Here is a 22,355-nt window from a genome sequence, read left to right on the forward strand (position 1 = left end):
TCAACTTTTTAAAGAGCAGTCGGGGCTTGCCCGATCAAGGTGGCGTATTCTACATCGAATCACCGCCTTGTCAACCGCTTTCTGAAGAATTTGAACACTCGAAATCTTCAATCAATTCAAACGGTTGTCTTTCGATTTCCGGCCCGCCTTACCGGCGTGCCCCTCGAGAGAGATGCGTATTCTACAGAGCTCACTTGAAGTGTCAACGAGGTTTTCAGAATTTTCTCAAAAACCCCTGATTCCGTTCAATCCTTGACCAGAACACGGGCAATCTTCTTTTTACCAGCCTGGACTACGCAGTCATCACCGGCCGCAAACATCCGCTCATCCGTTACCTGCTCACCATTGATATACACAGCGCCGCGACCGAACACATCCTTGGCAGCCTTACCATTGCTCGCCAGATTTGCCTCTTTCAGCAAAGACACGATATGCAGCTCATTGCGCCCGCCCAGGAACACCTCAACTGTAGGCACATTCTCTGGAATCTCGCCAAGGCCAACGCGGTTGCCCGCCGACTTGTGGGCGGTCGCGGCCGCTTCGGCGTTATGGAAACGGGTAATGATCTCTTCCGCCAGTAGCTTCTTGTACTCCTGGGGATTGACGCCATTATCCACAGCGGCATGGAATTCCTCCACTTCCGCCAGCGGCCGGAAGCTCAACAGCTCAAAGTAACGCCACAGCAGACCATCCGGCATGGACAGCAGCTTGGTGTACATTTCGCCCGGCGAGTCATTAACACCCACATAGTTGCCCAATGACTTCGACATCTTCTGGACACCGTCCAGCCCTTCCAGCAGTGGCATTGTCAGGACAACCTGGGGCGTCTGACCATATTGCTTCTGGAGAATTCTCCCCATCAGTAGATTGAACTTCTGGTCAGTACCACCCAACTCCACATCTGCCTCGAGTGCCACCGAGTCGTATCCCTGTACCAGCGGGTAAAGGAACTCATGGATGGCGATGGGCTGTTCGGCCCGGTAGCGCTTGGTAAAATCATCCCGCTCCAGCATCCGGGCCACCGTGTACTGCCCTGCCAGGCGAATCATGTCTGCAGCGGAGAGCTTGCTCATCCAGTCGGAGTTGAAGACCACCCGGGTCTTTTCCCGATCCAGAATCTTGAACACCTGCTCTTTATAGGTAATGGCGTTGGCGGCAACCTGCTCTTCCGTCAGGGGAGGCCGGGTTGCGCTCTTGCCCGTGGGGTCACCGATCATTCCGGTGAAATCTCCTATAAGGAAGATCACCTCATGCCCCAGGTCCTGGAACTGACGCAACTTGTTAATCAGGACGGTATGCCCAAGATGGAGATCCGGAGCCGTGGGATCAAACCCGGCCTTTATTCGAAGAGGGCGCCCCTCCCGAAGTTTCTCAATCAGCCCTTCCTCGGGGATCAACTCGTCCATACCGCGCTTGACTAGGGCCAGCGCCTCATCAATAGATGCCATGTACCACACATCCTCAATTCTGATCATTGGGGCCGGGAGACAGTTACAGACATCTACAAAAGAAATCTGTGCGTTACCGGCACCCCTGTTAAAGTGTACCTGCTCAGTTTTCGAACAAAGCCGCGCATTTAAGGCCGGGGATTATAACAATCCCGGCCTGAGAAATCCGGCTAGCATGCCAGTAACGGTAATGTTTGATGCTGTCCTGAGCGCATTTTATACGGTAATCTGTTGGACTATACTTGAACAACAGCTTTAATTAGGTAGTACAACCTACCGGAATACCGATTAAAACGGATGCGACACGTGCTAAAAATGTTTCCAAAAACCCATATCACCATTGCTGCTGCGACCAGTGTTGTTGTCGTGGCTGCTATTCTGATGAGCCCCAGTGCCAATGTAGAGGCTAACAGAATGGCCTATGCACTGGATCTCGATGAAGGCACCGCCACAGAGTCAGCCTCTCCTTCTCCCGGCCAGACCGAAAAAGCAGCAGCCAGCAAGGTAACAGACAACAGGGAAGCGGCGTCGCCTGAAATCGCATCTTTCGGCGATGCGCCCCAATTACCCGAGGCGCTTGATACCGCGGCAGCCATGGCGGAAGTCAGCGAGCCTGAGCTGCAATGGCAGGAATACAAAATAAAGTCTGGTGACACCCTGTCGTCTCTGTTCAACAAGGCCGGCTTTAACGATGGCATTATGCTGTCCGTTATCCATGGCGACGGCGAGGCCGACAAACTGCAAAAGCTCTATGCGGGTGAAACCATCGCCTTCGCAACTGATGACGCAGGCGAACTCTCGGCCATTGACCTTCAGCGCAATCTCCTTGAAACCCTCCACGTAGAGAGGACCGAAGGTGGCTTCACCGGAGAAACCATTGTACGCGAGCCTGATGTGAAACCCGCGTTTGCCTCGGGCGTTATTGACGGTTCGCTTTATGTCGCAGCCCGCGAAGCGGGAATAACCGACAGGCTCTCCATGGAACTGGCTGGCATCTTCGGATGGAACATCGACTTCGTTTATGACGTTCGTAAAGGCGACCGATTTGAGGTGGTTTACGAAGAGCTGTATCTGGACGGTGAGAAATTCGACACCGGCGACATTCTTTCTGCCCGTTTTGTAAACCAGGGGAAAGAAGTCATTGCCCTGCAGTATACAGACAGCAATGGCGACACTGACTATTACAGCCCGGACGGTAGCAGTATGCGCAAGGCGTTCCTGAGAACACCCATTAATGCCCGGGTATCCTCTTCCTTCAACCTGCAGCGTCGTCATCCAGTGCTGGATGTGGTTCGCCCACACGAAGGCACGGACTACGCTGCGCCTCCGGGAACGCCGATCAAGGCAGCCGGCCACGGCAGGGTCCAGTTCGCCGGCTGGAAAGGTGGCTACGGCCGCACCGTTATCCTCAAGCACGGCGACAACATAACCACGCTTTATGCGCACATGAGCCGCCTTGGCAAGGGCATCAAGGCAGGCACGCGCGTCAAACAGGGCGACACCGTCGGGCATGTTGGCTCATCAGGAATGGTGACAGGGCCCCACCTGCATTATGAATTCAGGGTGAATGGCGCCCCGAGAAATTCGCGGACAGTGAAACTTCCGGATGCCAAACCGGTTCCCAAGTCAGAAATGGCCCGCTTCAAAAAATTTGCCAATCAGCGAGTTGCCAAGCTTGAACTGTTCCGCCAGGACTACCAGCATCTGGCGCTGGCCGCAGACGAGTAAAACATGAAAACCTGGATTGGACTCATGTCCGGCACCAGTATGGATGGTATTGACGCCATACTGGTGTCATTTGATGGCCAGAAAATCCAGGTCCACAACACCCATACCACCCCCTACCCGGACGATATACGCCAACGGCTGTTCAATCTGAGCCAGAACAGGGGTACGCCGGACGACATCGGAGAGCTGGATCACACGGTAGGTTCACTATTCGCCCTGGCAGCGGCAACGGTGATTGAGAAATCCGGTTTCCAGGCCTCTTCTGTCACAGCCATCGGCAGCCATGGCCAGACATTGCGACACCACCCCGACAGTGCAACTCCCTTTTCCCTGCAGATCGGTGACCCCACCATTATCGCTGAGCGAACTGGCGTAACCACTGTTGCTGACTTCAGAAGGCGAGACCTGGCCGCCGGTGGCGAAGGCGCCCCACTTGTTCCGGCATTTCACAAAACGTTCTTCAGCGTCGCAGGTGAAGACCGATGCATCCTCAATCTTGGTGGCATCGCCAATATTACCCACTTGCCTGCAGACAAGAATGAGCCCGTTACCGGTTTCGACACTGGTCCTGCCAACGCACTGATGGATGCCTGGTGTCTGGACCAGACAGGCCGCGCTTTTGACAAGGATGGAAGCTGGGCGGAAGAAGGCGAGGTAAATCAGGCTCTGCTAGGCGATATGCTCTCGGATGCCTATTTTTTACGCCAGCCGCCAAAGAGCACGGGCACGGAAAAATTCAATCTGGAGTGGATCAAGACCCAATTGCGCCGTCACTCGGAACTTTCCGGCGCCGACGTACAGAGGAGCCTACTTGAGCTGACAGCCGTATCTGTAGCCCAACAACTGCCGCAGGCTACGGGCATGACGATTTTCGCGTGTGGAGGCGGAGCAAAGAACCGAGCTTTGATGGGGGCACTGCAACGCACATGCGGCCCGGCCCGAATTGCGTCAACTGCGGACTTGGGCCTGGACCCGCAGTGGGTGGAACCGGCCGCCTTTGCCTGGCTCGCAAGCCAGACGTTGTCCGGCAAGCCGGGCAATCTTCCAGAAGTGACCGGTGCAAGAGGGAAGAGAATTCTGGGTGCGGTCTACTACGTCTGATGGCGCGCGTCAGATAGAGAAGGAACTGCCACAACCACAGGTAGAACTGGCATTGGGGTTCTGCACCACAAACTGGGAGCCCTGCAGCCCTTCCTGATAGTCCACGGTTGCCCCAACCAGGTACTGGTAACTCATGGGATCCACCAGCAACATCACACCATCCCTTTCAATGATGGTGTCTTCTTCATCCTGAGCCTCATCAAATGAGAAGCCATACTGGAAACCGGAACAGCCACCACCGGTCACAAACACACGAAGCTTGAGATCGGAATTGCCCTCCTCCTCAACCAGTTCGCGCACTTTGGATACCGCACTGTCACTGAAAAACAGCGGTGTGACTGCTTGTTGCTGAACTACACTCAAGTCCGCCTCCGGTTTGCCAAAAATAGATCTGACCTGATTATCATATTCCTGACTAAAACAATCAACTATTCCTGCTCGGCACTTCGGCCTCACCCTGCCCTAGCGAATCGTCAGCCTCGGTGACACGCTCGGTTTCAGCGCGTTTATCGCGACCCAGCAGGCCCACTGGTTCATTCTGGTGAACCAGGCTTCCGTTAACCGAAGCCCCCATGGCCATCTCGATAAGATTGTAATAGACATTACCATGAATGGAGGCTTTCTCAGCCAGTTCAAGGTGCGTCGATGCATATACATCGCCGTGAACCGTACCGTTAACGATCACATGGGGGGCAACGATGTCTCCCTCAACAGAGCCGACTTCAGACACCCTTAACACCGCGTCGCCACCTTCCTCCGCAATAACCCGGCCGCGAATGGTTCCATCCACATGCAGCCCGCCGGAGAAATGCACGTCTCCCTCAACTGTCGTGCGGGATGAAACCAAGGTATCGAAATGCCCCGTGGGGCGCCGTGGTTTCTGCTTCTTTTTGCCAAGCATGTCAGTTCTCCGTCAATTCATTCCAATCAAAAGTTCGTTCGGCCTGGGAAGATTTTTTGCCTTCAGCACGTGCTACTACCTGCAGCTCAATCGGTTCAAAACCATCCGGCACTCGCAAAAGACCCTCGATATCCTGAAAGTACCGGAAGCGGAACTTTACGCCCAGATCGTCAATATCCTCAGACAGATCGCGCAGGGCGATGACTTCCTTCTCTTTGTTCCGCATACCGATAACATTCACTGCAACCACACCCGAAATATAGCTCTTGTTGTCACCAATCTGGGTCAACACCAGCTTGAAGCCATACGTATCGTCCTGGCGCCCCTGCTGCATCGTGAAACGGTCGACCTGCAGTCCCTTGCTGGTTTCCGAGGGTGCCATGATGTTTTTATAGAATGTCAGGTCTGCTTTCAGTGAGGCAATCTGTGTTTCCAGGTCCACGATGGCTCTTCGCGCCTGGTTAAGCGCCTGGGCATCAATGGTTCGCCCTCGCTCAAGGTTGATCAGTTGCTGACTGGCCTTCCGGTTTTGCTCCCGAAGATCTTCAACCTGCTCTTCCAGCCGATCACGGGACTCTTCGGCGGTTGAAAAACGGAATCCACCCTGGGCCATGCCCGTAACATACCCCAGCACTGCGGCGATGATAGAAAACGCCAGCAATATCAAGCTACGGCGCAACCGATACCCCGGGCGATGCCGGATGACAACGTATTCTTCAGCAGGTCTTCTGGATTCACTCACCGGTCAAGCCTATGGTAGCAGCGCGGGCGCTTCCAGCCCGAGCGTTTCCTTGAGGTCAAACATGATGTTCATGTTCTGGACCGCCTGCCCTGCGGCACCTTTGACAAGGTTATCAATGACCGAGGAAACAATAACAATGCTGCTCTGCTCCTGCCGGTGAAGAGCCATACGGCAGTTGTTGGCACCACGGACACTGCGGGTTTCCGGGTGGCTGCCAAATGGCATCACATCTACAAAAGGCTCATCCCGGAACCGGTCCTCAAACAGTGCCTGAAGACGGTCAAAGTCCGCCGGGTTACGAAGCTCTGCGTATAGTGTGGCTTCGATCCCCCGGACCATAGGAACCAGGTGCGGCACGAAGGTGACACCGACACCGCTACCAGCCGCCTGCGACAGGCCCTGACGAATTTCCGGGAGATGACGATGCCCCGAAGCGCCATAGGCTTTGAAGCTCTCGCCTACTTCACCGTGCAGCATACCAATCTTGCCTTGCCGCCCGGCACCACTGGCACCTGACTTGGCATCGGCAATCAGCCTGGACGGATCGACCAGCCCGTTTTCCAGCAGTGGCAGGAAACCCAGTTGAACGGCGGTGGGATAACAGCCCGGGTTGGCGACCAACTGTGCGGTGCGGATCTGGTCCCGCACCACCTCTGGCAAGCCATAAATTGCCTTCTCGGCCCATTCGGGACTCTCGTGGGGCATGCCATACCAGGTCGCCCAGACATCAAGGTCCTTCAGGCGAAAATCAGCCGACAAATCCACGACGCGGGCTCCGGCAGCCATCAGTTCCGGCATCATGCGCATGGCCACCCCATGAGGCGTGGCGAAAAAAACCAGGTCACAGGCTGCCAGGGTTTTCACGTCCGGCTCGGAAAAAGCAAGGTCATAGTGACCGCGCAGGTTCGGGAACATATCAGCGACCGGCATGCCTGCCTCCGAGCGCGATGTAATACAACTCACCGTCACATCCGGGTGAACCGAAAGAATCCTCAGAAGCTCAACACCGGTATAACCGGTTCCACCTACAATGCCTACTTTTATCACCAGTTTCTCCAGCTCAAATCGGGTTCTCGAAACCCACATAGTCTAACATGATAAACCAATGACTTATTGCAGCCCCACCGGCGCTGGTTACAATATCGTCAGGAAAACATTCATCTCTGGAAAGCCGGCGTTCATGCGTAAACTCTGGAAAAAGACCACCGAGAACCTGATCCCGGTTTTCCGCCGCCGGCTTTCCGGTGTCGATGCGCTACCGCAGCTGGCTGTCCTGGGGCTTCTATCCGGTTTGTTTACCGGCGGTGTGATCCTGGCTTTTCGCCTTGCCATCGAATGGCCACTTGAATATTTCCTGCCAGGCGATGGTTCCGAATCTTTTGAGGAACTGGACATTCTTACTCGAGCCGTCCTGCCACTTGCAGGCGCCGTTGCCTTGGGCCTACTGATGCACAACCTGGCAACCCATGATCGTAAGGTCGGCATCGTGCACATCATGGAGCGCCTGAACTACCACCAGGGCTACATTTCAGTCCGCAGCGCCCTTGTCCAGTTCGTCACCGGTGTCGGCACCGTTGTCACCGGCCAGTCCGCCGGCCGGGAAGGCCCGGCTGTGCACCTTGGTGCCGCATTCTCCAGCCTGATGGGCCAATGGATGCGACTGCCCAACAACAGCATCCGAACCCTGGTTGCCTGCGGCTGTGCTGCTGCAATTTCCGCCTCTTTCAACACCCCCATTTCAGGCGTTATTTTTGCCATGGAAGTGGTCATGATGGAATACACCATCGCCGGTTTTACGCCCATTATCCTGGCGTCGGTAACCGCAGCAGTCGTCACCCAGGCCGCCTACGGCTCAGAACCCGCGTTCAGTGTGCCGCCGCTGACCATGAATTCCCTTCTCGAAATTCCCTGGATTATCGCCATCGCCATTATCATCGGGGTTGCGGCGGCGGCGTTCATTCAACTGGTCGATACAACCGGCCGGCATCACCACCGCCCGGTACTACTGCGACTCACCATCGCCGGGCTTCTCATGGTGCCTTTCGCCATTTTAGTACCGGAGGTCATGGGCATCGGTTATGACACGGTACAGTTCACCATCGACAATCAATTACCCTTCTGGCTGTTGCTCGGCGCCGGCGTTGCCAAGCTTCTGATCACCTCCATTACCCTTGGCCTTGGCATGCCTAGCGGCGTTATCGGCCCCACCCTCTTTATGGGTGCAACTCTGGGGGGCGCCATGGGCCTGATTGGCGCCCACGTATTCCCGGATACAGCATCATCGGTCGGTTTCTATGCCATGCTGGGCATGGGAGCGATGATGGGAGCGGTACTCCAGGCGCCACTGGCGGCTCTCATGGCTCTGATGGAACTGACGAGGAACCCGCATATCATCCTTCCTGGTATGCTGATCATAACTACTGCTAGCCTGGTGACCAGCGAAGCCTTTGGGAAAAAGTCATTGTTTCTGACCATACTTAAGAGCCAGGGCCTGAGTTACCAGAACTCGCCGGTCATCCAGGCGCTAAGGCGAGTGTCCGTCGGCGCCATCATGGACCGCAATATACTGCGCACAGAGCGATTTCTGTCACGTGATGAAGCCAGGAAGATTCTCAAGTCCGAACCGAAGTGGCTGGTGGTGGAAGGCAGCAGCGGCCCAACCGGTCTGTTGCCGGCGGTCGATCTGGCACGTTATATGGAAGACACCAAAGCACCGGCGGAGGACACCGAAGAAGAAACGACACCGGAACAGATCGACCTGATGGAAATCCCCGCCAATCGCCGGGACATCGCACCAGTACAGTACCAGGCTACCCTGGAAGAAGCATTGAACGAATTCGACCAGACCAACGTAGAAGCCCTCTACGTGCAGCGTCACGTGGCCCCGATGATCCAGCGCGTTTACGGCATTGTGCTGAAATCGGACATTGAGAGCTATTACCAATACCGACGGAGTTAATGGATGCTTTGGGTCAAAGCCCTGCATATTATTGCCATGGTGTGCTGGTTCGCCGGCATCTTTTACCTGCCACGGCTGTTTGTCTATCATGCTGCCTGCGAGGATGAGCCCGGCCGACAACGCTTTAAAATCATGGAGCGCAAGCTCTATCGCGGGATCACCACACCCTCCATGGTAGCAACGGTAGTTTTTGGTCTATGGCTGATCAGTTACAATGTCGAGGGCTACATGAGCCAGGGCTGGCTGCACGCCAAACTGCTTCTGGTCGTGCTGTTGATTGGCTACCACTTCTATTGTGGCCACTTGGTGAAAGTGTTCCGTGACGACCAGAACACCCGCAGCCACGTGTTCTATCGCTGGTTCAACGAACTTCCGGTTCTGGTGCTGGTTGCCGTTGTCATTCTTGCTGTTGTAAAACCGTTCTGAGGAGCCCGACTATCAACCTTCAAAGCCGTCCTCACGTTCTGATTATTTCTGGCCTGGACCCTTCTGGCGGCGCCGGCATACAGGCAGATATACAGGCTGTCACCGCCTTGGGCTGCCATCCCCTGCCAGTACTTTCCTGCTTGACAGTGCAGGACACCCGCAATGTCTACAACGCCACCGCAACGGACCCTGATATTGTTCGCCAGCAACTGGAATGCCTGGCGGCAGACTCCCCTATCCACGCCATCAAAACCGGTGCACTCGGCAACGCCGAGGTGGTGGATGTATTGGTGGATTTTCTTAGCGCACATCCGGATATTCCGCTGATTACCGACCCGGTGATCAAGGCCGCCGGCGGCGGCGATCTGGCTGACGAGGCACTGATTGCGCGCATGAAAGAGCGCCTGTTCCGTCATGCGGAGATGATCACGCCGAACAGCATCGAACTGGCGTTACTGGGAGCCAGCGAAGACCCGGAAAGAGCAGTCCGCAATCTTTTGAACACCGGCTGCCAATCGGTCCTGGCCACGGGTGGCCATGGTAAAGGCGAAGACATCATCAACACGCTCTACCATCAGAACGAGGAACCTTCCCACTTTTACGTGGAACGCATTGGAGGTGAGTATCACGGCACCGGATGCACCCTGGCGGCCTCAATCGCCGCCGGCAGGGCGTCCGGCCTGTCAGCCCGAGCATCGATTTCCCAGGCACAGAATTATGTGCTGCACGCCATCCGGCACGCGTTGCGGGTCGGTCATGGCCAACCGGTACCCGACCGGGGTATCCCATGGCAGAGCTGACGCCTTCCGGCACCTTCAACACCCGAGCCATTGCGAAGGGGCTACGCCCCGGCCTCTACGCGATTACCGACAGTCAGTTACTACCCGGCGACCGGCTGCTGGCGTCCGTTGAAGCTGCCCTCCGGGGTGGCGCGGTGCTGGTACAATACAGGGAAAAGAGTGCACCACAAACGGAGCGACTCAAACAGGCGCAGGACCTGGCTGCCCTGTGTCACAATGCCCACGTACCGCTGATTATTAACGATGACCCCGAACTGGCCAGGCGCTGCGGCGCCGCAGGCGTACATCTGGGACAATCCGATGGCTCCCTGGCTGCGGCCAGGCGGTTACTTGGCGAACAGGCGATCATCGGTGCGACCTGTCACGCCGACCTTGCCCTGGCATCCAGCGCTGACACTGACGGCGCCGACTACCTGGCGTTTGGACGTTTCTTCAACTCAACCACTAAGCCTGACGCACCCATTGCCGAACCCTCAGTACTGGCCCGGGCGAGGCGCTTTGGCAAGCCGGTGACCGCGATCGGAGGCATCACCGCGGACAACGGCGAGGGCCTGATCCGCGCCGGTGCCGACCTGCTGGCGGTTGTTGGCGGCCTGTTCGATGGCGACGTTGCCACCATTGAAGAGCGTGCACGCCGGTTTACCCGGTTGTTCGCGTCCCATCACCCACTTTTTTCATCTTCCGCACATCAGGAGTCCTGAACCATGACCCAGTCCGAAACCCTATTCGAGCAGGCTCAGAAATACATTCCCGGAGGGGTCAACTCCCCGGTCAGGGCCTTCAAGGGAGTCGGCGGTACACCGCTGTTTTTCAAGCACGCTGAAGGTGCCTATCTGTTCGATGAAGACGACCGCCGCTACATCGACTACATTGGCTCCTGGGGCCCCATGATCCTTGGCCACGGCAACCAGACCATCAAGGATGCACTCCACGCCCAGGTGGACCAGGGCATCGGCTACGGCGCGCCAACCGCCATCGAAACCGAGATGGCCAAGAAAGTCTGCGAGCTGGTGCCATCCATTGACCTGGTACGTATGGTCAATTCCGGCACCGAAGCGACCATGAGTGCGGTGCGCCTGGCCCGGGGTTATACCGGCCGGGACAAGATCGTGAAGTTCGAGGGCTGCTACCACGGCCACGTGGATTCCCTGCTGGTGAAAGCCGGCTCTGGCGCCCTTACCCTGGGGGTACCCAATTCACCGGGCATTCCTGCAAGCCTCGCAGAACACACGCTGACCCTGACCTTCAACGATATCGATAGCGTACGGGAAACCTTCGCCAGAATGGGTGACGAGATTGCCGCCATCATCGTTGAGCCGGTGGCCGGCAACATGAACTGCATCCCGCCGGTGCCGGGCTTCCTGGAAGGCCTGCGGGAAGTCTGTGACGAGCATGGCACCGTACTGATTTTCGATGAGGTCATGACCGGCTTCCGGGTCTCCCTGGGTGGCGCTCAGGGCTTCTATGGCGTAACTCCGGATCTGACGGCGCTGGGCAAAGTGATTGGTGGCGGCCTGCCGGTGGGCGCTTTCGGCGGCAAGCGGGCAATCATGGAGCATATCTCGCCTCTGGGGCCGGTTTACCAGGCCGGCACACTCAGCGGCAACCCGCTCGCCATGTGCGCCGGGCTGGCAACACTGAACGCCATTTCCGAACCCGGCTTCCACGACCGGTTGACCCAAAAGACCAATGCCGTTCGTGACGGGCTCAAGGAAGCGGCGGACAGCACCGGCATTCCCCTGGCGGTACAAAGTGCCGGCGCCATGTTCGGCTTCTTCTTTACCGATGCACCCACCATTACCCGCTTCGACCAGGTGATGGCCTGTGATGCGGAGCGCTTCAAGAAGTTCTTCCAGGGCATGCTCAAGGAGGGCGTCTACCTGGCGCCATCTGCCTTCGAGGCCGGCTTCACCAGTGCCGCCCTGACCGATGACGACATTCACCAGACCATAGAAGCCGCGCGCCGGGTCATGGCCACACTCTGAACCTGCGCCGATAACGCAGAGCCAATCTCAGGCCCCGGGAAGAATGTCAGCATCAAAAGCATGTCTTTCGGGGCCACGCCAGTGACCCCTGTCACACTTCCAGAAACCCGGAGCAGTCAGGCCCCTCCTGCCGTTGACTTAACACACCCCCGGTCAAATTATGGTCAGATCTCTACCAAGAGATGCACTGACTGCGACCATCTAACAATCACAAGACAGAAGTCAGCGCACGGAAGCCATGCAGTACTGCCTTGGGCTGCCTGCAAAGCAGTAATCGGCACAACCTGTTAGGTCGAGCCGCAGTTTGACAACAAATACAACAGCAAACTGTAGGTGCAACAATGAAACAATGGATCAAGGCAATGGCCATGCTGGTTACTCTGGCATGGTCGGCGCCCTCAATGGCCTGGTGGTGGGATTCCACCCCATCCAACTACACCGACACCCGCTACCCCGTGGTACTGGTTCACGGCATGTTCGGCTTCGACTCGATTGCCGGTGTCGATTACTGGTACGGCATTGCCGAAGACCTGCGCAAGTACGGTGCTGATGTTTACACCACCCAGGTACCCGCACTGGACAGCACGATTGCCCGGGGTGAGGCATTACTTCCCCAGATTGCCTCAATCGCGGCTGTGCACGGTAAGGTGAACCTGATTGGCCACAGCCATGGTGGGCCCACCGCGCGATACGTGGCCCGCGTAAGGCCGGACCTGGTGGCATCAGTGACTTCCGTGGGCTCGCCACACAAAGGTTCGCCGGTGGCGGACCTGATTTACGGATCACCGGCGGAAAGCCTGGCCGCATCACTGGGTAACGCACTGGGCGGCCTGATCGACTTGCTCTCCGGTGGTGGCTATAACCAGGATCTCCAGTCCAGCCTGTATTCACTGACCACAGCAGGCAGTGCTGAATTCAACAACTTCGCGCCAGCGGGCGTTCCGGCCAGTGCCTGTGGTGAAGGCGCCTATTCCAATAACGGTGTGCGCTTCTACTCCTGGGGCGGTACCGGCGTACTGACCAATGCGCTGGATCCGTCAGATGTACTTCTGGGAACCACCAGCCTGGCGTTTACATTCAGCGCCAACGACGGCCTGGTGGGCCGCTGTAGCAACCATTTCGGAAAGGTGATTCGCGATAACTATTTCATGAACCATCTGGACGAGGTAAACCAGGCCCTTGGCCTGCATAGCCTGTTCGAGACCGATCCAAAGACCGTGTTCCAACAGCAAGCCAATCGGCTCAGGAACGCCGGCCTCTGATTTCAGGGCAACATGGCCGGGAATGGGACTCCCCGCCATGAGCCTCAAAACACCGCCTCAATACCGACCATGACTTCACGGCGGCTGTAATCATATCGTTCAATCGTACTGCGGTTGTTCAACGTGCTCCATTCCGCCAGTAAAAGCCATTGGCGTGTCAGGCTGTACTCCGCCAACAATACACCTCGCAGGCGATTGTCTGTCCGGCGTTCAGCGACAACATTCGCACCCGAGACCAACCGATGATCATCCTTGTAGCGGGAATAACGGACATCGGCCCTGCCCCCCAGGGAAAACCGGCCTGACAGATAATAACGGGCTTCGGCCGACACCAGATTGCGCAAAGGTGACACACTAAAGAATTCCTGCTGTGTCGTCAGGTCCTCGCGATCGTTGACCTCGAACCGATACTGGCCATTCAACACCCAGTTCCCCAAGCCCTTCTCGGCGCTGGCACCCAACCGCAACATTTCCCCGTCATAGGCGCTGTAACCATTTCCTCCTTTGATGGTGGAAATCGAACCACTCGCACTGCATTCAATCCCGGACAACATGGAACTGAAAACGCATTGGTCAGGGCGATAAACAGCATCGACCCGCACTTCACGCTCAAGGGCATCTCCCCCAAACCAGGAACTGGCCAGGCTCAGGGTAGACGTTAATTCCCCCGGCCCAACACCGCTCAACCAGGACACGCCGGTGCTGAGATAACTGTTGTCAAATGCCGGGTTGCTGGGATATTGACGAGTGTAGGCAACACCATGCAGGCCCACGGCCCCAGTGCCGATGTGAACATTCCCGGCAGCGAGCAGATCCGCAAACCCACCGGCCTGATTACTCGACGCATCATCCGGTGTTCCTGCGATATTATCGTCATAACCGCCAGCCGCCGAAAGATACCCATTGCCACGGACATTATCGAATGGGGATTTCACTGCAGCCCCATCAAGTTGGCGATGAGCCAGCGCCTGCACTTTATCCGGCGAATCCGGGCCGGCGGCCTGTTCAAACCATTGACGGGATTCCAGGTCCTGTCCCAATTCCCGCTTTACCAGTCCGAGGTTGTAGCGGGCCAAAGGCGCATGGGGCGTGCCCAGCAATTCCACGAAAACAGCTTCCGCCGACTTATATTGCCCGAGATGGAAGTAGACAACGCCGAGATTGTATAGCAGCGACGGGGTGTTCAGACCGCCGGCCCTGGCTCGCTCAAAATGAACCCGGGCCTCTGCCAACTTACCCTCATTGAACGCCTCAACGCCGGCCTCAAATCGCGGATCCCTGACTGGCTCCTTTGCCAATGAAACACCGGCAAAGACCATCAGTCCGATAAAAAATGTGGCAAACCTTGAACGCCGCAAACCATGCTCCGGAGATACACTGTGGTGGTCGATGCCCGCGCCGACAAACCGTCAGACACGAGGCCGACAAAACCGCGAGTATAGCAAGGGACGACGTGATTCGTCGCAAGGGGGAAATTACAATGAAGATAAGTGCCCGGGTCAGTCCAATCCAGGCGGTTCGGGGCGTTCGGCCTTGGCTGGCTTACCCGGCACCTCCGGGCGCCCGCGATGCTTGTTCCTTTCGCGAACCTCCCGGGCGCGCTCTGCCGCAGATCGGGCCGCTTCACGAGCACTTCCCTGCGCCTTATAAGCCTTATCCGAGGGTTGTTCGCCTGCCTTGTCCCCTCGGCGTCCAAGGGCAACCGGTTCACGCAGTTTTATCTCGCGGACGACGGATTCTGTCAGGTCATCATCGTCTGTGACCATTCGCATGGTCACATCCAGGTCATCGTTGGCAACGCCCAGGGAAGGCGCTGCCAACAGCAATCCAAGGCAGCCACCAACAACAATCTTACGCCAAATTCCGGAGGTCATGATGAAGGCTCCGGGTCCCCATTCACTGCAGGGCCATCAAGGCTGGCTCGAAATGTCTTCGTTCTGCGGCCGTCGTCGAGATGAGCAACCAGATCGCCCTCGCCAGGAAACAGTATGTTTAGCGGCAGGTTCACCACATTCTCGCCTTTATCCAAATCCACTTTCCAGCTCAGCCTTTGATGGCCGGGGTAACTGGAAACCTCCACATGGGGGGGCAATTCCACCGTCAGGGTAACCCCTTCCAGGGCCTCCCTGGAGCTGAATGCAAGCCGGACATTGCGAGCAACGGGCTCAACTATCGGGCTCTTGCTACTGCCCACCTGCTCCGCTCCGAAAAGCGCCGGATCAGCTTCAGGCTCCAGGCCTGATTTCCACCCGAAGCCCAATGCAATACCGATAACCAGGGTAGCTGCGACGGCACCGCCAGCCAGGGGTAAACTCCAGACATGGCTGGACGCACCACCGCGGGTCTCTCCATTTCTTCCGGTGGCTGCCGCTAAAACCCGCTCCTCAAAATCAGAGGATGGAGCAGGCACAGCCTGACTATCCTGCAACGAGTTGTGGATCGCTTTTTCGTTGTATGCGGCGATGGAACAGCCCTCACATAGGGCAATATGCCGCTCAATACGATCAGTCTGCGCCGCAGAGAGTTCGTTCCTGAGCCAGGATCGCAAGTTTTCTTTGCACTCGTTACAAAGCATTTCCATCACCTCATTGTTCCACACGCCCGGCCTGCTGGAAAAGTTCCGGCTTTTCCAGCAGTTTTTTCTTGAGTGCTGCCCGGCAACGATGAATCCTCGATTTCACAGTACCAACCGGTATTTCAAGTACACGTGCGATGTCATCCTGACTCCAGCCGTCCACATCGTGAAGCAGCATTAGAGTGCGCTGATCCGGCGATAGCTCCCGGATGACAGAGTCCATAACGGGCTTCAGGCGCTCCGCACTGATCTGGTCGACGAGCTCGGGGACATCTGCCGCATAAGAATCGAGGAACCTAGCTTGCTGGTCCGGCTCGGCTACGTCGCTGACCAGTCGATCCGCACGCCGCCCCTTGCGCCGCACCTGGTCAATAAAATGCCGGTACAGCACCCGGTTAAGCCACGGCCGCAGTTGCTCAATCGATTCCAGTTCGTCAAGGCGGGGGTAAAGTTTGACCACCACATCCTGCACCAGGTCCTCTGCGTCCTGCTGTTGGCCCGCCAACCGGAAAGCAAAACGGTACATGGGCTCCAGGTGGGGCTGAACCAGTTTCTCAAACCGCGTGGGCCGGGAGGATTTAAAGGGAAGTAATGCCAAAACCGGTACTCATATGTTTGTTTAGTCGCCAAAAAGAAACGGCAGTTTATAACACAACCAGAGGCAAAGTATTGGTTGGGCCCACCAATAGCCAGGGCAACTCTCGACATGAGCAAAGGTTAACAGAACGAGTGGAACTTTTGGCGAATCCCGGACGTTTGGGGTTTGTGGCCATATAACACTCTTCTGACCGGCCGACATCTTCACAATGGAGGTTTGTAATGAATCAGTCTCTCAGATACCTGACAGTAATTGGTTTCAGCGGTGCACTGGCGGCTTGCGGTGGTGACGGAAGCAGCGGCAGCATCGCCTCAGGTGAAACGGGCAGCGTAAGCGTTGGGTTGACCGACGCGCCGGTGGACAGCGCGCAGGAAGTCAATATCGAGGTAACGGCGCTGGTGCTGCAACCCTCGGATGGTGAGCGCCGCAGGTTTGAACTGGAATTCCCTGAGCCGATCAACCTCCTGGATCTGCAAGGTGGCGCCTTTGAAAGCCTGATTACCAATGAGGAGGTCCCGGCAGGCGGCTACAACTGGATGCGGATCGAGCTGGGCGACGACAACACCGTTGTTGTTGATGGAGGCATTCACCAGCTTACCACCCCGTCTGCCAGGGGCGTTCAAACGTCAGGCTTTACAGTACCTGCCGGGGGAGAAGTCAGCTTTACCATTGACTTCGATGTGCGCAAATCACTGGTTAACCCGGTGGGGCAGAACAGCTACCGCCTCAAGCCAGTACTCAGGCTTGTCGACAACTCCGAAACCGGTATTATCACGGGAACAGTCGCTGGCGAACTGATTACCGAGGAGTGTGGTGATGCGCTGACCCCGGAATTTGCAGGCAACGTTTACGTCCATGAAGGCGCAAACTCCCAGCCGGATGATATCGGCAGCGCGAACGAGCCGTTGGTTGCTGTTCCAGTCAGGGAAAACAGCGACTACACCTACACAGCGGCGTTCATCCCGGCGGGCGATTACACCGTCAGCTATACATGTGGTAATGATGTGATCGAAAATGATCAGGAAGAGCCATCAGACGACAACATAAACTTTGCAGGCGCTCAGAATGTCACTGTTGTAGCCGACGAAACAACAACAGCCGACTTCGAACTCCAGGTACAGCTGTAAGGTTTTCAGAACCTTGCCGGGACTGCCTCTTAGCGGTCCCGGCCATTTCAGCCACGGTCAGTAAAATCTACAAGGCAGACGCCCGCGCTTCAGCCTGATCCGCCCCCGCAACGTTCCCTCTGGCTCGCCGAATATCCGCCAGCAGCAACCACCCTGCGCGCTGAAGGGAGGAATCACTACCTGCCAGCGATAGTCCTTTCAGGGTAAATTGCTCCGCCGAACCCAACTGATCCAGCGCCACGTATGCCTGGGACAGCTTGAAGTAGACTTGCGCCGAGCGCGGAGAAATTCGCTGCGCCCGCTCCAGTTGAGCAACCGCCGCCTGGGTGTCGCCGGATGCCATCAGGCCGTCCGCACGCCGGATAAGGCTCCTGGCGGCTGGAGAGAGCGCATCGCCTTCATCCTGATAACTCGGTGTGCTGTGTTCCGGCTGACGCATGGGTTCTTCGGGCTGCTCGCTTTTGCGCTCCACCCTTGGCTCATCACCCCTTTCACTCGTCTGTGGCGGCTGAGGCGCCTCATCACGCGAGTGCTCCCCACCAGCAGGCACATAGATGGAACCACCACCGGGGCCGGAAGCACAGCCGGCCACCGTGATTGCCACGGCAATCAATCCTGCATGTCTGAACGCATTCACTTTCATTGAAACAGTCCTTCAAACCAGCCCCGTATCCGCCGCTCAAGGTTACCGCTGCAGGAAACCTCCACATCGGGCTCACTGCCGGTGATAAACGGCATAAGGCGTGCATTTTCACAATGTTCGTCGGTCAGGGCGACTTCTTCGGGATTGACCCAGTGGTACTCCACGCCATCCGGCACCACCGGCGAAAATCCGTGTTGCGGAACCTGACTCATAAACCGTGACCAGACTGGTAGCGCACCAGTGGCGCCGGTCAATGAGGTGGGCCCGTTGTCGTCCCTGCCAACCCAGGTGACCGCAAGAAGGTCCCCGCTGAAACCGGCAAACCAGGAATCGCGGCCATCATCGGTGGTTCCGGTCTTGCCTGCAAGGGTCAGCTCTCTGGGTACTGTGCGGTATGCCGAGCGCCCGGTTCCCTCCTGCATGGTTTCCTGCATCACGTACTGCACCAGATGCACCGCTGCGGGGTCGGCAACCTGATCCACTTTCAAACTGTAACGGGACAGGGCCTCGCCTTCCGCATCGGTGACCTGCCGTATGGTCCTCAGCGGCGTGTTGAAGCCGGAGGTTGCCAGCCCCTGGTAGATCTGGGCAACGGTTACTGGCGTCATGGAAACGGAGCCCAGCAACATTGACGGGTACTCGGAAATCCCCCCGGTAACGCCAAAACCCTGCAGGGTGGACTTCACTGAATCGATACCCACGTCCAGCCCCACACGCACGGTAGGTAGATTATAGGAGTGGGACAGCGCCTCATGCAGCGGCACCTGGCCTCGCTCTTCTTTATCATAGTTTTGAGGCTCCCATCGGCGCCCGTCATCGAACACAAGAGAGAACCCCTTGTCCTCAACCGGCGTGATCAGGGTATAGCGGTCCGGTTGCTGCAATGCTGTCAGATAAACAAAGGGCTTGATCAGCGAACCGATGGGACGGCTCGCATCCACGGCGCGATTGAAACCGGCGTATTTGGGATCGCGACCGCCCACCAGGGCCAGCACCTCACCACTGTCACGGGAGGTCACCACCATGGCGGATTCCAGAGTGGCATCGGAACCGCCCTCCATCCGGTTGAGCATATCCCTGACGGAAAATTCCGCTGCATACTGGATCGCCGGGTTTAGCGTGGTGAATATGCGCAGCCCTTCACTTTGCAGGTCTTCCTGCTTGTAATCCCTTGCCAGGTGGCGACGAACCAGGTCGATGTAGGCCGGGTACCGGTTTTCCGAATAGGAAGCCCGGTTCGTCACACCAAGCGGCTGTGCACGTGCCCTGGCGGCCTCTTCTTCGACAATGAGGCCGGTTTCAGCCATCACGTCAATCACCAGGTTGCGGCGTGAAAGCGCGCGCTCGGGATGGCGGCGGGGATTATAGTAGCTCGGCCCCTTTACCAGTCCCACCAGTAACGCAATCTGATGGGCCTCCAGATCTCGAATGGACTCCCCGAAGTAGAACTGGCTGGCCAGACCAAACCCGTGGATGGCCCGGGTTCCCGCCTGCCCTACGTAGACCTCGTTAAGATAGGTTTCCAGTATATCGCTCTTCTCGTAATGCAGTTCCAGCAACAGTGACATCAACGCTTCGTTGCCCTTTCGCAACAACGTCTGCTCTCTCGTCAGGAAGAAGTTTTTCACCAGTTGCTGGGTCAGCGTGCTGCCGCCCTGCACTATCTCGCCGGCCCGGATATTGGCGAGCATTGCCCGGGCGATGGACAGCGGAGCAATGCCTAAATGGTCGTGAAAATTGCGATCCTCGACCGCCAGCAATGCGTCGGTGAAGAGGTTCGGCACGTCAGCCAGTTGCACCAGCACCCGGTCTTCCTTGTGAGCCGGATAAATGCCGCCGATCTGGGCCGGCTCCAGGCGCACAATCGGCGACGGGTCACCGGAAAGCACCCGGAAATCCTGAATCCGGTCTCCGTAAATAGTCAGGGACAGGCGCCTGCGAGGCTCTAATCCATCGGTAAACAGGAAGCCCCGGGTACTGATGATGAAATGACCGCCATTCCGCCGATAGGTGCCTGCCTGGTTACCATCACCGGCACGATAGCCAGAGAGCTCAAGCTCCCGCTGGAGCGCGCCCGAGCTGACACTGGCGCCGTCGTATAGCTCCAGCGGCCTGGCATAGACCCGCGATGGCACTTCAAAGCGGCGGCCTTCAAAACGGGAGGTCACCACGGCATCAAGGTAGACCGTCCAGCCGGCCAGCAGAACTATGCCAACGAAAAATACACGCAGAAACAGCCGCCAGAACCAGGGCCTGCGGGTAGACTTTCCCTTGCGGGCACTTTTCTTCGGAGACTTGCGGGGAGAAGCAGATTTTTTCATGGCCGGATTATAACGAATCCGGGGCGCGGTGAGGCAGATCATCCGTGTGTTATTTCTGTAATCTGCCCGTTATGCTCGTTATGATAGCGGCGATAGAAATCAATGAGTTCAAGGAACCCAAGGAGAGAACCGTGAGCGATGCAACTTCCGACAACCTGATTCTGGCACTGCAGGATCCGGCGCTGTATGACCATCCGGTGAAAGACTTTCAGGTTATCGAGACGCATATCTCCTGGGTTATCCTGACTGGCGATTTTGCCTACAAAATCAAAAAGCCCATGGATTTTGGCTTTCTGGATTTCTCAACGTTGGAGCGGCGTCAGCGTTTTTGTGAGGAAGAACTGCGCCTGAACCGACGCCTTGCGGAGAACCTGTACCTTGAGGTGTTACCCATCACCGGTTCGGCAGATGCTCCGGAGATCGGCGGCGAGGGCGAGGCGTTCGAGTACGCCATTCGCATGCGCCAGTTCGACCAGAACGAACTGTTCGATGTACGACAGGAAAACAGCAAACTGACGCCGGAACTTCTCACCAGCCTGGCCCATCAGGCGGCGGATTTCCATGAAAAGCAGCCACCTGTCACCCCGGGCAAACCCCTTGGAACACCGGACGCGGTGCAGGCGGCCATGCAGGAAAACTTCGACCAGATTCGGCCCATGCTCGACGACGAGGCGCTGCTGCTGCAACTGGACAACCTGGAGCAGTGGACCCGCACCACCTTCGAACGACAGTCTGCACTGATTGCACAGCGTTACGAGGGCGGTTTTGTCCGCGAGTGTCATGGCGACCTGCACCTGGCGAACATCACGGTCTACGAGGGCGAAGTCACGGTGTTCGACTGCATTGAATTCAGTGAGCCCTTCCGCTGGATCGACGTTATCAATGACCTGGCCTTCCTGCTGATGGACCTGGAGTCCCGCCGCGAACCGGAACTGGCCAACCTGGTACTGAACACCTACCTGGAATACCGGGGCGACTTTGAGGCCCTGCCGCTGTTGCCGCTGTATAAGGCCTACCGCGCCATGGTGCGTGCCAAGATTACCCTGTTCACCATGGGCAATCCGTCGCTGACCGACGCAGACCGTGAAGGCCTGATGCAGCGCTATCGCGACTACGTGCAACTGGCTGAAGACTACAGCGCCATCCCCAACCCCTACCTGTTGGCCACCACAGGGCTGTCCGCCAGTGGCAAATCCTGTGTCAGCGCCTCCATGGCTGCGGAACTGGGGCTGATCCGGCTGCGCTCGGACGTTGAGCGCAAGCGGCTTTTCGGCCTGGGCCCGTTGGACCAGAGCAAGTCGGCAACCGGTGAAAAGTTGTACACCAAGGACGCCAACCAGCGCACCTATCAGCGCCTGGCGGAACTCGCTGGCGAGTTGCTGACCAGCGGCATGCCAGTCATTGTCGACGCAGCCTGCCTGAAACAGGCAGAACGCGAGTTACTGACAGACGTTGCCGAGAGCCGAGGGATGCCGTTTGCACTGATTCACTGCGAGGCACCACTGGAAAGTCGCAAGGAATGGATTCGCAAACGCTCGGGCGATGCCTCCGAGGCCACCGAGGAATTATTGGAAGAGCAGGAAACCTGGTTTGAGCCCCTCACCACCGAGGAAAAAGCTCACACCGTTCATCTGCATACCGACCAGGAACACGTGGCCGAAGCCGTCGCCGACCGCATCCGCCAGCATTTCGGCCTGCCCGACTCCTGATTGAGCCCCAAAGGGCGGAGGGCGCCTTCG

21 protein-coding genes and 1 pseudogene are annotated in these 22,355 nt (G+C 57.2%); 10 read left to right on the forward strand and 12 right to left on the reverse strand.

Annotated features, from left to right (window positions below; genetic code table 11):
* Nucleotides 1-245: 245 nt before the first annotated feature.
* A complete protein-coding gene (gene tyrS, locus NLU14_RS06400) occupies nt 246-1,448 on the reverse strand; it encodes a tyrosine--tRNA ligase (RefSeq protein ID WP_275705377.1) in 1,203 nt (400 codons plus the stop codon).
* Between the two features lie 306 nt (nt 1,449-1,754).
* On the opposite strand from tyrS, the gene NLU14_RS06405 reads away from it, so the two are divergent.
* Nucleotides 1,755-3,176 (forward strand): peptidoglycan DD-metalloendopeptidase family protein, encoded by a 1,422-nt coding sequence (locus NLU14_RS06405; RefSeq protein WP_275705378.1) that lies wholly within the window; start codon nt 1,755-1,757, stop codon nt 3,174-3,176.
* A gap of 3 nt (nt 3,177-3,179) precedes the next feature.
* The gene (locus NLU14_RS06410) at nt 3,180-4,277 is read left to right on the forward strand and encodes an anhydro-N-acetylmuramic acid kinase (RefSeq protein WP_275705379.1); all 1,098 of its coding nucleotides are present in this window, start codon (nt 3,180-3,182) and stop codon (nt 4,275-4,277) included.
* A 9-nt stretch (nt 4,278-4,286) separates the two neighbouring features.
* On the opposite strand, the gene erpA is transcribed toward NLU14_RS06410, so the two are convergent.
* From erpA to argC, 4 genes are all read right to left on the reverse strand, one after another.
* A complete protein-coding gene (gene erpA / locus NLU14_RS06415; protein WP_275705380.1) occupies nt 4,287-4,640 on the reverse strand; it encodes an iron-sulfur cluster insertion protein ErpA in 354 nt (117 codons plus the stop codon).
* A gap of 61 nt (nt 4,641-4,701) precedes the next feature.
* Nucleotides 4,702-5,178, reverse strand: a complete 477-nt coding sequence (locus NLU14_RS06420) for a bactofilin family protein (RefSeq protein ID WP_275705381.1) — start codon at nt 5,176-5,178, stop codon at nt 4,702-4,704.
* 1 nt (nt 5,179) lies between these two features.
* Complete coding sequence (locus NLU14_RS06425; protein ID WP_275705382.1) at nt 5,180-5,920, reverse strand: DUF6776 family protein; 741 nt, start codon at nt 5,918-5,920, stop codon at nt 5,180-5,182.
* 9 nt (nt 5,921-5,929) lie between these two features.
* Nucleotides 5,930-6,967 (reverse strand): N-acetyl-gamma-glutamyl-phosphate reductase, encoded by a 1,038-nt coding sequence (gene argC, locus NLU14_RS06430; RefSeq protein ID WP_275705383.1) that lies wholly within the window; start codon nt 6,965-6,967, stop codon nt 5,930-5,932.
* 133 nt (nt 6,968-7,100) lie between these two features.
* Between argC and NLU14_RS06435 the strand changes: the two genes are divergently transcribed.
* The 6 genes from NLU14_RS06435 (at nt 7,101) to NLU14_RS06460 (ending at nt 13,352) form a co-directional block, all read left to right on the forward strand.
* On the forward strand, nt 7,101-8,879 hold the full coding sequence (locus NLU14_RS06435) for a chloride channel protein (RefSeq protein ID WP_275705384.1): 1,779 nt from the start codon (nt 7,101-7,103) through the stop codon (nt 8,877-8,879).
* Nucleotides 8,880-8,882: 3 nt separating this feature from the next.
* Nucleotides 8,883-9,305: a protoporphyrinogen oxidase HemJ gene (gene hemJ / locus NLU14_RS06440; protein ID WP_275705385.1), complete on the forward strand. Its 423-nt coding sequence runs from the start codon at nt 8,883-8,885 to the stop codon at nt 9,303-9,305.
* Between the two features lie 38 nt (nt 9,306-9,343).
* The gene (gene thiD / locus NLU14_RS06445) at nt 9,344-10,105 is read left to right on the forward strand and encodes a bifunctional hydroxymethylpyrimidine kinase/phosphomethylpyrimidine kinase (RefSeq protein WP_275705692.1); all 762 of its coding nucleotides are present in this window, start codon (nt 9,344-9,346) and stop codon (nt 10,103-10,105) included.
* Complete coding sequence (gene thiE, locus NLU14_RS06450; RefSeq protein WP_275705386.1) at nt 10,093-10,806, forward strand: thiamine phosphate synthase; 714 nt, start codon at nt 10,093-10,095, stop codon at nt 10,804-10,806. The genes thiD and thiE overlap by 13 nt, the downstream gene beginning before the upstream one ends.
* 3 nt (nt 10,807-10,809) lie before the next feature.
* A complete protein-coding gene (gene hemL / locus NLU14_RS06455) occupies nt 10,810-12,090 on the forward strand; it encodes a glutamate-1-semialdehyde 2,1-aminomutase (RefSeq protein ID WP_275705387.1) in 1,281 nt (426 codons plus the stop codon).
* Nucleotides 12,091-12,431: 341 nt separating this feature from the next.
* Nucleotides 12,432-13,352, forward strand: a complete 921-nt coding sequence (locus tag NLU14_RS06460) for a lipase family alpha/beta hydrolase (protein WP_275705388.1) — start codon at nt 12,432-12,434, stop codon at nt 13,350-13,352.
* 44 nt (nt 13,353-13,396) lie between these two features.
* On the opposite strand, the gene NLU14_RS06465 is transcribed toward NLU14_RS06460, so the two are convergent.
* From NLU14_RS06465 to NLU14_RS06485, 5 genes and pseudogenes are all read right to left on the reverse strand, one after another.
* Nucleotides 13,397-14,710 carry a tetratricopeptide repeat protein gene (locus NLU14_RS06465; RefSeq protein ID WP_275705389.1) on the reverse strand — a complete coding sequence of 438 codons (1,314 nt, stop codon included), beginning with the start codon at nt 14,708-14,710 and terminating at the stop codon, nt 13,397-13,399.
* A 141-nt stretch (nt 14,711-14,851) separates the two neighbouring features.
* Nucleotides 14,852-15,226: a hypothetical protein gene (locus tag NLU14_RS06470; protein ID WP_275705390.1), complete on the reverse strand. Its 375-nt coding sequence runs from the start codon at nt 15,224-15,226 to the stop codon at nt 14,852-14,854.
* Nucleotides 15,223-15,762, reverse strand: coding sequence for an anti-sigma factor (locus NLU14_RS06475; protein ID WP_275705700.1), 540 nt, complete (start codon nt 15,760-15,762; stop codon nt 15,223-15,225). Before NLU14_RS06475 ends, NLU14_RS06470 begins: the two co-directional genes overlap by 4 nt.
* A gap of 69 nt (nt 15,763-15,831) precedes the next feature.
* Nucleotides 15,832-15,933, reverse strand: a pseudogene (locus tag NLU14_RS06480) (zf-HC2 domain-containing protein); the annotation flags it as partial.
* 4 nt (nt 15,934-15,937) lie between these two features.
* Nucleotides 15,938-16,525 (reverse strand): RNA polymerase sigma factor, encoded by a 588-nt coding sequence (locus tag NLU14_RS06485; protein ID WP_275705391.1) that lies wholly within the window; start codon nt 16,523-16,525, stop codon nt 15,938-15,940.
* Between the two features lie 221 nt (nt 16,526-16,746).
* Here NLU14_RS06485 and NLU14_RS06490 point away from each other — a divergent pair, with 221 nt between their 5' ends.
* The gene (locus NLU14_RS06490; protein WP_275705392.1) at nt 16,747-17,652 is read left to right on the forward strand and encodes a DUF4382 domain-containing protein; all 906 of its coding nucleotides are present in this window, start codon (nt 16,747-16,749) and stop codon (nt 17,650-17,652) included.
* A 67-nt stretch (nt 17,653-17,719) separates the two neighbouring features.
* Here the strand turns inward: NLU14_RS06490 and NLU14_RS06495 are convergent, their stop codons facing one another.
* Nucleotides 17,720-18,295: a tetratricopeptide repeat protein gene (locus NLU14_RS06495; protein WP_275705393.1), complete on the reverse strand. Its 576-nt coding sequence runs from the start codon at nt 18,293-18,295 to the stop codon at nt 17,720-17,722.
* Nucleotides 18,292-20,616: a penicillin-binding protein 1B gene (mrcB, locus tag NLU14_RS06500; RefSeq protein WP_275705394.1), complete on the reverse strand. Its 2,325-nt coding sequence runs from the start codon at nt 20,614-20,616 to the stop codon at nt 18,292-18,294. Before mrcB ends, NLU14_RS06495 begins: the two co-directional genes overlap by 4 nt.
* A gap of 80 nt (nt 20,617-20,696) precedes the next feature.
* Here mrcB and NLU14_RS06505 point away from each other — a divergent pair, with 80 nt between their 5' ends.
* Entirely contained in the window at nt 20,697-22,325 is a 1,629-nt protein-coding gene (locus NLU14_RS06505; protein WP_420845047.1) for a bifunctional aminoglycoside phosphotransferase/ATP-binding protein, read from the forward strand.
* The last annotated feature ends 30 nt before the right edge of the window (nt 22,326-22,355 follow it).

It is taken from the genome of Marinobacter iranensis (genome assembly GCF_029207565.1).
GTDB classification, from domain to species: Bacteria; Pseudomonadota; Gammaproteobacteria; order Pseudomonadales; family Oleiphilaceae; genus Marinobacter; species Marinobacter iranensis.

Coding starts and splice junctions, on each gene's coding strand:
- tyrS (WP_275705377.1), bottom strand. CDS start 1,448: ATGGCATCTATTGATGAGGCGCTGGCCCTAGTCAAGCGCGGTATGGAC.
- NLU14_RS06410 (WP_275705379.1), top strand. CDS start 3,180: ATGAAAACCTGGATTGGACTCATGTCCGGCACCAGTATGGATGGTATT.
- NLU14_RS06420 (WP_275705381.1), bottom strand. CDS start 5,178: ATGCTTGGCAAAAAGAAGCAGAAACCACGGCGCCCCACGGGGCATTTC.
- NLU14_RS06435 (WP_275705384.1), top strand. CDS start 7,101: ATGCGTAAACTCTGGAAAAAGACCACCGAGAACCTGATCCCGGTTTTC.
- hemJ (WP_275705385.1), top strand. CDS start 8,883: ATGCTTTGGGTCAAAGCCCTGCATATTATTGCCATGGTGTGCTGGTTC.
- thiE (WP_275705386.1), top strand. CDS start 10,093: ATGGCAGAGCTGACGCCTTCCGGCACCTTCAACACCCGAGCCATTGCG.
- hemL (WP_275705387.1), top strand. CDS start 10,810: ATGACCCAGTCCGAAACCCTATTCGAGCAGGCTCAGAAATACATTCCC.
- NLU14_RS06460 (WP_275705388.1), top strand. CDS start 12,432: ATGAAACAATGGATCAAGGCAATGGCCATGCTGGTTACTCTGGCATGG.
- NLU14_RS06470 (WP_275705390.1), bottom strand. CDS start 15,226: ATGACCTCCGGAATTTGGCGTAAGATTGTTGTTGGTGGCTGCCTTGGA.
- NLU14_RS06490 (WP_275705392.1), top strand. CDS start 16,747: ATGAATCAGTCTCTCAGATACCTGACAGTAATTGGTTTCAGCGGTGCA.
- NLU14_RS06495 (WP_275705393.1), bottom strand. CDS start 18,295: ATGAAAGTGAATGCGTTCAGACATGCAGGATTGATTGCCGTGGCAATC.
- mrcB (WP_275705394.1), bottom strand. CDS start 20,616: ATGAAAAAATCTGCTTCTCCCCGCAAGTCTCCGAAGAAAAGTGCCCGC.
- NLU14_RS06505 (WP_420845047.1), top strand. CDS start 20,697: ATGATAGCGGCGATAGAAATCAATGAGTTCAAGGAACCCAAGGAGAGA.